The organism is Bacillus sp. GW823-FHT06B01 (assembly GCF_058952315.1).
Genome location: NZ_JBXAHR010000002.1, coordinates 940723 through 952289 on the forward strand (window position 1 = coordinate 940723; position 11567 = coordinate 952289).

Annotated in this window: 12 protein-coding genes; 7 read left to right on the plus strand and 5 right to left on the minus strand. The window is 36.3% G+C overall.

Annotated features, from left to right (window positions below):
- Positions 1-3: 3 nt before the first annotated feature.
- Together AC1Q8N_RS12055 and AC1Q8N_RS12060 are read right to left on the minus strand one after the other, a co-directional pair.
- A complete protein-coding gene (locus AC1Q8N_RS12055) occupies positions 4-258 on the minus strand; it encodes a YbeF family protein (RefSeq protein ID WP_098077323.1) in 255 nt (84 codons plus the stop codon).
- 167 nt (positions 259-425) lie between these two features.
- Positions 426-1811, minus strand: a complete 1386-nt coding sequence (locus AC1Q8N_RS12060) for a hypothetical protein (RefSeq protein ID WP_098642755.1) — start codon at positions 1809-1811, stop codon at positions 426-428.
- A 100-nt stretch (positions 1812-1911) separates the two neighbouring features.
- Between AC1Q8N_RS12060 and AC1Q8N_RS12065 the strand changes: the two genes are divergently transcribed.
- Together AC1Q8N_RS12065 and AC1Q8N_RS12070 are read left to right on the plus strand one after the other, a co-directional pair.
- Positions 1912-2343 carry a YoqO family protein gene (locus AC1Q8N_RS12065; protein WP_493521186.1) on the plus strand — a complete coding sequence of 144 codons (432 nt, stop codon included), beginning with the start codon at positions 1912-1914 and terminating at the stop codon, positions 2341-2343.
- A 15-nt stretch (positions 2344-2358) separates the two neighbouring features.
- Positions 2359-2727, plus strand: coding sequence for a YoqO family protein (locus AC1Q8N_RS12070; RefSeq protein WP_048546051.1), 369 nt, complete (start codon positions 2359-2361; stop codon positions 2725-2727).
- 33 nt (positions 2728-2760) lie between these two features.
- Here the strand turns inward: AC1Q8N_RS12070 and AC1Q8N_RS12075 are convergent, their stop codons facing one another.
- The 3 genes from AC1Q8N_RS12075 to AC1Q8N_RS12085 form a co-directional block, all read right to left on the minus strand.
- The gene (locus AC1Q8N_RS12075) at positions 2761-3285 is read right to left on the minus strand and encodes a DinB family protein (RefSeq protein WP_098642753.1); all 525 of its coding nucleotides are present in this window, start codon (positions 3283-3285) and stop codon (positions 2761-2763) included.
- A gap of 82 nt (positions 3286-3367) precedes the next feature.
- Complete coding sequence (locus AC1Q8N_RS12080) at positions 3368-4438, minus strand: M24 family metallopeptidase (RefSeq protein WP_048546047.1); 1071 nt, start codon at positions 4436-4438, stop codon at positions 3368-3370.
- Between the two features lie 342 nt (positions 4439-4780).
- Positions 4781-6490, minus strand: coding sequence for an Rqc2 family fibronectin-binding protein (locus AC1Q8N_RS12085; RefSeq protein ID WP_098642752.1), 1710 nt, complete (start codon positions 6488-6490; stop codon positions 4781-4783).
- 105 nt (positions 6491-6595) lie between these two features.
- On the opposite strand from AC1Q8N_RS12085, the gene AC1Q8N_RS12090 reads away from it, so the two are divergent.
- From AC1Q8N_RS12090 to rpoZ, 5 genes are all read left to right on the plus strand, one after another.
- A complete protein-coding gene (locus AC1Q8N_RS12090) occupies positions 6596-9319 on the plus strand; it encodes a calcium-translocating P-type ATPase, SERCA-type (RefSeq protein WP_048546043.1) in 2724 nt (907 codons plus the stop codon).
- Positions 9320-9418: 99 nt separating this feature from the next.
- Positions 9419-10294 (plus strand): YicC/YloC family endoribonuclease, encoded by an 876-nt coding sequence (locus AC1Q8N_RS12095; protein ID WP_048546041.1) that lies wholly within the window; start codon positions 9419-9421, stop codon positions 10292-10294.
- Positions 10295-10361: 67 nt separating this feature from the next.
- A complete protein-coding gene (gene remA, locus AC1Q8N_RS12100) occupies positions 10362-10625 on the plus strand; it encodes an extracellular matrix/biofilm regulator RemA (RefSeq protein WP_001251456.1) in 264 nt (87 codons plus the stop codon).
- A 13-nt stretch (positions 10626-10638) separates the two neighbouring features.
- Positions 10639-11256: a guanylate kinase gene (gmk, locus tag AC1Q8N_RS12105; RefSeq protein ID WP_001257740.1), complete on the plus strand. Its 618-nt coding sequence runs from the start codon at positions 10639-10641 to the stop codon at positions 11254-11256.
- Positions 11257-11258: 2 nt separating this feature from the next.
- Positions 11259-11471 (plus strand): DNA-directed RNA polymerase subunit omega, encoded by a 213-nt coding sequence (rpoZ, locus tag AC1Q8N_RS12110; RefSeq protein WP_000933965.1) that lies wholly within the window; start codon positions 11259-11261, stop codon positions 11469-11471.
- The last annotated feature ends 96 nt before the right edge of the window (positions 11472-11567 follow it).

Genomic DNA, 11567 nt, shown 5'->3' on the forward strand with positions numbered 1-11567 from the left:
CAACTATTTAGCGTTTTCCGCAACTTCATATCCTCTTACAAACAATAGAGTCATATAAGAAACAATGAACGAGAAGATGCTGTACATGCCAACCCAAAAGAAAAATTTTGGAGTAAAGGCGATAACACCTATTATTAAAAAACTAGCAAACGTTACAATTGGCATTACGTAATATGTTTTCGTTCTACGTGTTCCAATAACAGAAATGATAAAGATAAGTAATGGACAAATTAATAAGACGAAAATCAATTCATTCATAGTTATGTCCCCTTTTCTAATGGAAGTAATCTGTTTCTCGTAAACGTTTTGGAATAAATACTCTCTTAATATAACTTCGCTAACATGTATATAATACCTTTTGAAAGTCAGTAATAAATGCTGGATTTCATAGTAAAAAAGCGTAAGCAAGAGAAAACTTGCTTACGCTATAGAATAAACATCGCAACGATCGTGGTGACAATTAAGCCAATCACAACTGGTAAAAAATTTCGGCGTGCGAGTTCAAATGGGTCCACTTTACAAATGGCAGCGGCAGGAATAAGTGCCCAAGGAATTAAAGTCCCGCCTCCGGTCCATATAGCAGCAATTTGCCCGAGTGCTGTTAATGTAGCTGTTCCATGCCCAAGTGCTGTTCCGAAAAGATTGGCAATTGAACCAGCAAGCGATATACCAGAAAAGCCAGATCCATCTAAACCTGTTATGACACCAACGATAGTTAATGTTCCCGCCGATACATATTGATTTAAAGGAACTGTTTGAGACAAAGCGATTCCTAAGTCGTTAATGATTCCGTGTGAACCTTTCGGTAAATAGTCCCCGATAATTTTTACAAAACCGCTATCCCCTAAATAAAAGAGTGCAGCAATTGGGATAACTGGACCAAAGATTTTAAATCCGAATTGGAGCCCTTCTATAAAATAATCGGTCGTTTTATTTAGTCCATTACCTTTGTAGGCGATGAGAGAAATGATGATAATTATAATAACAGTCGTCCCGCCGATAAGTGCAGTTGCGTCGCTTCCTTGTAGTTTAAATTGAATCATGCAAAGGATATCGATGGCATATACGATCGGAATGCAAATAGCGAGCCATTTTTTTGTCCGAGGAGATAATGAAGTGAGCGTTTTAGAAGACGCAGTTGATGGAATAGATTCTTGTATGGATAAGCCTGTATGAAATTCTTTTCGTAAGAAGAAAAATGCGACGGAAGTTGTCACAATGCCCATAACAATTACGAGAGGAACACTGGCAGAAACAACGCTGGAAACAGGAAGACCAGCAGCGTCTGCAGTTAATTTTGGTGCACCTTGAATAACGAAGTCACCAGATAAGGCGATGCCGTGTCCGAATAAATTCATAGCAATTGCCACTCCAATTGGAGGAAGACCAACGCGTACAGCGACCGGTAATAAAATAGCTCCCATTAAGGCGACAGCGGGAGAAGGCCAAAAGAAGAAAGAAATTGTCATCATTAAAAGGCCGATCATCCAATAGGCGAGGGTAGGTGTACGAATCATCTTTGTAAATGGTGAAATCATCGTGTCATTTATGCCAGTATGAACGAGTAGATTACTCATTGATACGATAATGGAGATGATTAATATAGTTGGTAATAGTTCAGTAATAGCGTAAATGAAACTTTGAAAAATACCGCTAATGGCAAGAGGGATAGAACTTGTAGCAGTTAATGCTAACAAAAAGATAAAAACGATACAAATAATCGTCGTATCTTTCCGGAGAATAAAAAAAGTAATAATAGTGAGTAAACAAAGAATATAGAGAGCATGCAACAGCGTTAATTCAACTCCCATAACATTCACATCCTTTAGGCGTTCGTGTAGTTTATTGTATGAAAGCAGTGAAAGTATGTGAATATAGGAAAAAGAAAAAAGTGAAATTTCATGTACTGTAATGGTAAGAACAATAAATGGATGTTACAATACAATTAATCCTAAAAATGGAATTAAAGGAGGGCTTATGCGCAAAATAATTGGATTTTGGGGATTTATCCTCCCTTGTAGTCTATTAATCATTTTAAATATATTTACAAGCAATGAATGGATCAGTATCATACCTGTTTTCGGATTTGTTTTTGTACTTTTATATAACTGGGATGATATGAAACAATATAGTAAGAAAAGTATCGGAATTATGATAGGTATCATTGTTATTTGCTCATTTTTCGTAGGGTTTATTTTAATAGAAGGACAGAAGCAAATGGAGAAAATGTCTATTTTTCAAGAATGGATGTCTTCTGCAAAAGGTCTTTATCTTGTAATTGTCGTTGTTGTTTTTCTAAGAATTGTTATAAGCGTAGCAAGTTACATATTAAAGGGAAAGTAGAATGGGGGAGTACGATTGAGAGAGAAAATAGGGTACTATGGCGTGCTCGTTTGTTTACTATTATCAGTTGTTTCAGGGCAATTTCTTAAAAGTGAATGGGTGCCAGTTATATTATGTATAGGAGTATTGATTTTTGCACCTATGTATCGCTGGAAAGAATGGAAGGCATATAGCCGAAAAAAGAAAATTGTTTTCAGCATCGAGTTTATCATTGTAATAAGCACGATTCCATTTTTGTTATTGAAAGGAAATGAGATAATAGATGGAATTGTAATGTTTCAAGGCTGGTTATTTATTGCGAAATTGATATATTTAATATGCATTTTAATGTTGGTAGCGGTAGTCGCCAAAAAAGTAAATGAAAAGCTATTCGCTAATGAATAAAAGAAAATGCCACCCTTATTCGGTGGCATTTTCTCATTTTACTGAATGAGATTTTTGCATCTTTTTAACTAAACGAATTTGTCCGCGATGATTGATTTCATCTTCAAATACGTGAAACCACTTAAAGTAGTTATTTGCTGGTTTGTCATACCAAAAGTCTGTCGTTTGAAATAGCCATTCATCAGGTAACGATTGAAAAGTCTCGATCGTTTTGGAACGTACTTCTTGTAATGTGTTTATGTAAAATTCTATAGAGTTTCCTTTTATTTTCTCGTGGCCAAGAGCTCCTAACTCAATAGCAGGTAACCAACGTTCTAATTCAGCTTCCGTTGGTTCTCGGTCTTCAAAAGTATGAATCTGGTAGTAAAATTCAATAGCGGCCATATGGTACAAAAGCATGCCAATTGAGTTTGCTTCCTCATCATATAAATAATCAAGTTCTTCAATTGATAAACCTTCCACCGCTTGCATTGTTGTGTAGCGAGCGTAATTCATCATGGAAACAAGTTTGGAAAATTCAGGCTGTAAACCATCTATTTTATCAATTACAAAATTCAATTAAAATTCCCCCTCTTTAAACGATTACTCCAGAGAAAGAATTCTATGTGCAACGAAAAACTCCTTTAAAAAGGCTATGATTTTAACAAGGGATAACAATTAGTTCCCGATTTGATTTTGTAATAACTTCATATCCGTCTTTTGTAATGACAATATCATCTTCAATTCTACAACCGCCCCAGTTTGGTATATAAATGCCTGGTTCCACTGTAACAACCATACCTTCTTCTAAAGTAGCTTTACTTTCTTGGGATAAGCGGAGAGGTTCATGAATTTCTAACCCAAGACCATGACCAGTAGAGTGTCCAAAATATTGACCGTATCCATGTTCTGTAATGTAATCTCTCGTTATATCATCGATATTTTTCGCAGTTTCCCCAGGTTTAATTGCTTCCGTCCCACGTTTTAACGCTTCTCGTACAATATTGTATATCTTTTTGAATTCTTCTGACGGTTCCCCAATTGCTACAGTACGTGTTATATCGGAACAATATCCATTATAAAGTGCACCGAAATCTAATGTAACGACGTCGCCTCGTTCGATTATTTTATTTGATGCAACTCCATGAGGAAGTGAAGAACGGACGCCAGAAGCTACAATGATTTGGAAGGAAGAGGATGTAGCCCCTTTTTTTCGCATGAAAAATTCTAACTCATCTCGTACATCATTTTCACTAATTCCTGGTTTTAGAAACGTAAGGATGTGGTGAAATGCTTCGTCAGCAATATTAGCTGCGATTTTCATTGTTTCTATTTCAGGCGTGTCTTTAATAATACGAATATTTTCGATGATTTCGCACACTTGAACCATTTCCGCATGTACGTATTTTTGTAAGTTTTTATATTGTTGCAATGTCATGTTGTTTTCTTCAATTCCGAGTTTTTGAATGTTTAATTTCGATACTTGAGTTGCAATTTCTTTTTCTAAATTTCCTGTATGCATAATAATTTCAGCATCTTTTATTTGTGATTTCGCTTGATCTACATAGCGAAAATCAGTGATGAAAACAGCTTTATCCGCAGAGATTAAGACGACGCCAGCACTACCTGTAAAGCCTGTTGCATATTGGCGATTTTCTTTTTTTGTAATAAGCAATCCGTCAATTTCATAGTTTTGTAGTTGATTTTGGATTTTATTAATTTTTAAAGTCATGTTAATTCCCCCTATTCATAGTATTGAATAAAGCAAATAGCGTGCCAAAATGTATATTTGAAGAAAGGATAGTAGGGGAAACATATATTTTAGGGGAGATAAAAAATAGCCCGCAATTTGTGGGAGACTTTTTGTTCATAAAATCCAGATTGCTTCAATAAATGGCAGAGGATGAAAAAATATTGATTGGAGTTACACGTGCACTTTATTTATATGCTGTAAAAAAATTTATACAAATGTGAAATGAAACTGTCAATTTTTTTGACAATATTGAATGGATATAGCAACTAAATTGAAAAAATATAAAAAATGCGTTACTTATAAGCAACGCATTTTTTATATTTACGCTTTTAATTTCATTACAGTATCAGCATCCGGTGTTACATATACGGTTTGTTGATTGTCGTACGTAACAAAACCAAGTTTTGCACCACTCGGTTTTTTGACATGGCGTATTTTGGTGAAATCTACAGGAACAGAACTAGAATCTTTTGCTTTACTGAAATAGGCAGCGATTTTAGCTGCTTCTAACACAGTGTCTTCGGTAGGTTCAAGAGAACGAATGACAACATGAGACCCAGGGATATCTTTCGTATGTAACCAAATTTCATCACGACGGGCAAATTTCGTTGTTAAGTAATCGTTTTGTTTATTGTTCTTACCGACGAAAATTTCTGTGCCATCACTTGCTACATATTTATCTAATACTGGTTTAGTAGGCTTTTTCTTTGCGTTTTTCGTTTTACGATTACGCATATAACCTTCTTCAGCTAATTCCTCGCGAATTTCTTCAATATCTTTTGAAGAAGCAGCTTCCATTTGTTGAAGTAAGCTATCAAAATAAAGAATTTCTTCATTTGTTTTTTCGATTTGTTCTTCTACAACAACAACTGAATTTTTTGCTTTTTGGTACTTTTGGAAATAGCGTTGCGCATTGTCAGATGGTGTTTTTAAAGGATCTAATGTAATTTTTACAGTTCCGCCATTTTCGTCGTAATAGTTAACGACTTCAATATCTTTATCACCTTTTTTCAAAGCGTACATATTGGCTGTAAGTAGTTCTCCGAATAGTTGATATTTATCTGCTTTTCCGGCATCTTGTAATGTTTTTTCTAGTTTAATGAGTTTCTTCTCATTTTTATTTTTTTCGTTTTGCATAAAGCGCTCTAAATCATAAGCTTGTTGTTTTACACGGTCACGCTCTGCTTTTCCGAAAAAGAAACGGTCTAGCAATTCACTAACAGATGAGAATGTCTTGTCTTCTCCTGCTAAGTGCGCAAGAGGGAAAAGATAAAAGAATTCTTTCCCATTTGAAGTAGTCATAGTTGGTGAATATGTATGAGTTAGTAATGGTTTTTGTATGGAGAAAAATGCGTCCGCCAATGCTTTTTCATTTACCATACCTGCTTTTTTCACTACTTCTTTTGCGAATAACGGCGAAATTCCCGTGAAGGTGCCGACAAGCTGTTTATCCATGTTTCCAGATAGAAAGTCTAGCGGTCTAATAAATTCATCATTTGTTTCAATCTGGAGTGGGTTAATTTTATGTTGTGCTGGTGGTGCAATGTACTCCGCTCCAGCATATACAGTTCGATGTCTGTTTACCGCTAAAGAAACGTGTTTTAAGCTATCTAAAATATTGTTTGTTTTTGTGTCTACTAAAATGATGTTACTATGTCGTCCCATTATTTCAATTACTAATGTTTTTAGCGATTCGTCACCAATTTCATTTCTGCTACGAACGGTAATTTGAATAATGCGCTCTAAATCAATTTGTTCAATTTTTTCAATGAACCCACCTTCTAAATGCTTACGAAGAAGCATACAAAACATTGGCGGAAGTGCAGGTGAATCGTAATTTTGATTTGTTAAGTGTAAACGTGCATATGTCGGATGAGCGGAAAGAATTAGTTTTTGATTTTTTCCGTTTGCTCGAATATGTAATAAAATCTCGTATTTTGAAGGTTGATATATTTTGGAAATTCTTCCTGTGTAAAGAGAATTTGCAATTTCATGTGTAATTGCTCTTGTAAATAATCCATCGAATGCCATAAATGAACACTCCTTTCTAACTAAAAGTTAATTATAGCATTTTTTTGGACGAGGCTGAATAAGCTTTCAATAGAGTATGTCTGGAATCAGGAGGTCGATAGCGGGATGAACTGGTATGGAATGCGTGCACACGAAGTGGAAGAAAGAACGAATACGAATGTGAAGGTTGGGCTTACAGAGAAGGAAGCAGAAGGGCGAATAAAAAAATTTGGTACAAATGAATTAGATGAAGCCAAAAGGCCTTCTGCACTGATGGTATTTTTGGCGCAGTTTAAAGATTTTATGGTACTTGTTTTATTTGGTGCAACAATAGTTTCAGCTTTTTTAGGTGAATACATTGATTCTATTGCGATTGTTGCGATTGTTATTATCAATGGTATTCTTGGCTTTTTTCAAGAAAGAAAGGCTGAAAAGTCACTGGAAGCTTTAAAAGAGCTAGCCGCCCCGCAAGTTACTGTAATGCGGAATGGAAATTGGGTAAAAGCACCGTCTAAAGCACTTGTTTTAGGTGATATCATTAAATTTTCTAGTGGTGATCGTATTGGGGCGGATGTACGTCTTGTTGAGGCATCAAGTTTATATATCGAAGAATCAGCTTTGACAGGAGAGTCAGTACCGGTGCAGAAGAAGGTAGAAGCTCTGCAGGGGCAAGATGTTTCAATTGGTGATCAAAAAAATATGGCTTTTATGGGTACGATGATTACACGAGGAGCTGGAACAGGGGTCGTTGTAGCAACTGGTATGAATACAGCGATGGGCCAAATTGCAAATATGTTACAAAATGCAGAGCAAATGGAAACACCGCTGCAAAGAAGATTAGAGCAACTCGGGAAAATATTAATTATTGTGGCTCTTATTTTGACAGCGCTTGTCGTATTAGCCGGTGTGTATCAAGGGAATGAAGTGTATCATATGTTTTTAGCAGGCGTGTCGCTAGCTGTTGCTGCTATTCCTGAAGGATTACCAGCAATTGTTACAGTAGCTTTATCGCTTGGTGTACAGCGTATGATTAAAAAGAGAGCAATTGTAAGGAAGTTACCAGCGGTAGAAACGTTAGGATGCGCTTCTGTTATATGCTCTGATAAAACAGGAACAATGACGCAAAACAAAATGATGGTAACACATATGTGGTCAGGTGGGGAATTATGGAAAGTTACAGGTCAAGGATATGAACCTAATGGCTCTTTTTTGAAAGGTGAAAAAGAATGCGATCCAGCTAAAACAAAAGCACTGTATCAACTACTAACATTTGGTTCACTTTGTAATAACGCAAATATTATTCAAAAGAAAAAGGCGTATGTATTAGATGGAGATCCAACTGAGGGAGCACTTGTAGCTGCAGCAATGAAAGCGGGGATAACGCGTGAGGCACTGAAAGGGAAATTTGAAATTATTCGTGAATTTCCATTCGATTCAACTCGAAAAATGATGAGTGTTATTGTGCGAGATAGAGAGGGGAAAAAGTTTCTTGTTACGAAGGGAGCACCAGATGTCCTCCTGCAAATGAGTCAAACGATTTTATGGGGGGATAAGCAACAACCGTTAAGTGAGTTGTATAGAAAAGAAGTACAGGCGGCTATTCATAGTTTAGGTAGTCAAGCGCTCCGAACAATTGCAGTTGCATTTAAGCCATTAAAAGTAACAGATTCTATTGAACATGAAAGAGACGTTGAAAAAGATTTTATGTTGGTCGGGATACAGGGAATGATTGATCCGCCAAGACCAGAGGTAGAACAGGCTGTAAAAGAGTGCAGAGAAGCTGGTATTCGAACAGTGATGATTACAGGAGATCATAAAGTGACAGCAATGGCAATTGCGGAACAATTAGGGGTTTTACCACCTGGTGGACGTGTTGTTGAAGGAGTAGAACTCGCGAATATGGATGTAGAGGAACTAGAAAGTGTTGTAGAAGATACGTATGTATTTGCTCGAGTATCACCTGAACATAAATTGAAGATTGTTAAGGCGTTGCAAAATAAAGGGCATATAGTAGCGATGACAGGTGATGGAGTAAACGATGCTCCGGCTATAAAAACAGCGGATATTGGGATAGCGATGGGAATTACAGGGACAGACGTTGCGAAAGAAGCTTCTTCTCTTGTTTTACTAGATGATAATTTTGCTACGATTAAATCAGCAATTAAAGAAGGTAGAAATATATACGAGAATATACGTAAGTTTATTCGTTATTTATTAGCATCGAACGTAGGAGAAATTTTAGTCATGTTATTTGCAATGTTACTTGCATTACCGCTGCCGATGGTTCCCATTCAAATTTTATGGGTGAACTTAGTGACTGACGGATTACCGGCGATGGCATTAGGATTGGATAAGGCGGAAGGAGACGTTATGAAGAGAACGCCGCGTCATCCGAAAGAAGGGGTATTTGCTAGAGGGCTTGCCTGGAAAATTATAAGCCGTGGCTTTCTAATTGGAGCAGTGACGTTAGTGGCGTTTATTATTGCATATAATCAACATCCAAATGAACTGAAATATGCACAAACTGTGGCGTTTGCGACGTTGGTACTTGCACAACTTATTCATGTATTTGATTGCCGGAGTGAACATTCTATCTTCCACCGTAATCCGTTTGGGAACGTGTATTTAGTAGGAGCGGTTATTATTTCTTTACTGTTAATGTTAGTGGTTATATATTATCCACCGCTACAACCGATCTTTAGTACAATGCCAATACAAGCGAGAGATTGGTTGTTAATTGGAGGTTTGTCATCAATTCCGACCTTCTTGTTAGTAGGTTCTTTATTAACAGGGAAAAAGGGGAAGAAGGAAAAGCCAGTATTATATAAGAAGGGATTAAACTTGAAATAGTCAATGATATGAAAATGTGATATAATTTACAGAAGGTAGTAGAGCCTTGTCTCTATTACCTTTTTCATTGAGTTATTTCATGGCTTGGATGTGATAAAAATGATTTGTAGTATGACAGGATTTGGAAGATCGAAAGTAGAAAATGATACTTTTCAAATTACAGTAGAAATGAAATCGGTGAACCACCGTTTCCTAGAGATGAGTATTCGACTTCCGAAGCAAATGATGATATTTGAAGAAAAAATTCGTAAAATAATTGCAGAACAAGTTCGGCGTGGACGCATTGAAGTGTCTATTAGTATAACGGGTGAAGGGCTTGTTGAAAGAAAATTAAGTGTGAATTGGTCGCTTCTTGAGCAGTACCGATCGATTATGGAAGATATAAAAGGAAAATTTCAATTACAAGATTCTATTACACTTCAGCAATTAATGGAAATGCCAGAAGTAACAGCGATTGAAGAAGTAGAAAATGTAAATGAACAATTTGAGAACGGTTTATATGAGGCTGTTCGCCAAGCTGCTCATATGTTAAAAACGATGAGAGATGGCGAAGGAGAACGATTACATAAAGATATAGCGTATCGTTTACAAGAGATTCACAATTGTGTAAATGCAATTATTCCGCATGTACCGATTGTTACACAAAAATATCGTGAACGATTAGAAAATCGCTTAAAAGAATTACATAATCAAGATCTAGATGAACAAAGATTGTTAACAGAAGTCGCAATCTTTGCAGAGCGTTGTGATATTCACGAAGAGTTAGTTCGTTTGCAAAGTCATTTAGAGCAATTTCGTGAAACACTGCAGATTGAAGAGCCTGTTGGAAGGAAAATGGATTTCATCGTGCAAGAGATGCATAGAGAAATTAATACGATTGGTTCTAAGGCAAATGACTTAACAATTTCAAAATATGTTGTAGAAATGAAAAATAACCTTGAAAAAATTCGTGAACAAGTACAAAATATTGAGTAGCTTTCAAAAAATATATAAAGTTATACGTGGTGGAGAAATCGGATAGACTTACTAGGAGGCGCAAACTATGGCCATGCGGTTTTTAAATATTGGATACGGAAATATTGTATCTGCTCATCGAATTATTGCTATTGTAAGTCCGGAGTCAGCTCCTATTAAACGAACAGTACAGGAAGCACGCGAACATAATGCTTTGCTTGATGCTACGTATGGGAGAAAAACAAGGGCGGTTATTGTTATGGATGATGGGCATGTGGTATTAAGTCCAATTCAGCCAGAGACGATTGCACATCGTTTGAATAATAAAGAAGATTTAAGTGAGGAAGGGTAGGTTTTACATATTTATGAGAAGTAGAAGAGGATTGCTCATCGTTCTTTCAGGACCTTCTGGGGTTGGTAAAGGAACGGTTCGAAAAGAGCTGTTTAGTCATGAGGATACACGTTTTCAGTACTCCATTTCAGTAACGACACGTAAGCCACGTGAAGGTGAAGTAGATGGTGTAGATTATTTCTTTAAAGAGAGAGAAGAATTTGAGGAAATGATTCGTAATGAAAAATTACTTGAGTGGGCTGAGTTCGTAGGTAATTATTACGGAACACCGATTGACTATGTTGAAAAAACATTACAAGAAGGAAAAGATGTATTCTTAGAAATTGAAGTGCAAGGAGCAATTCAAGTTAAGAAAGCTTTCCCAGAAGGTGTATTTATTTTCTTAGCACCTCCAAGTTTATCTGAACTAAAGAACCGTATTGTCGGCCGTGGTACAGAAACTGAAGATGTTATTGAAAATCGTTTAACGGTAGCGAAAGAAGAAATCGAAATGATGGACGCTTACGACTATGTTGTAGAAAACGATCAAGTTGAATTAGCTTGTGAAAGAATTAAAGCAATTGTGGTTGGTGAACATTGCCGCCGCGAAAGAGTAGCAAAATATTATAAAGAAATGACGGAGGGTCTATAATTATGTTAAATCCATCAATTGATTCATTATTAACAAAAATCGATTCTAAATATACACTTGTAACAGTAGCTGCAAAACGTGCGCGTGAAATGCAACTTGCTGATAACTGTGTTATCGAGCAACCTGTTTCTCATAAATGTGTAGGTAAATCATTAGAAGAAATCGATGCAGAAGTATTAAAATATGTACCAAGCGAAGGCAAAATCATCGATTAAGACATTCTTTTCGACAAATTAAAACATAGACTTTATAATTTTCTATGTAACGGTAACAACCTATTTACAAGTAGGTTGTTATTTTTTTACGATAGG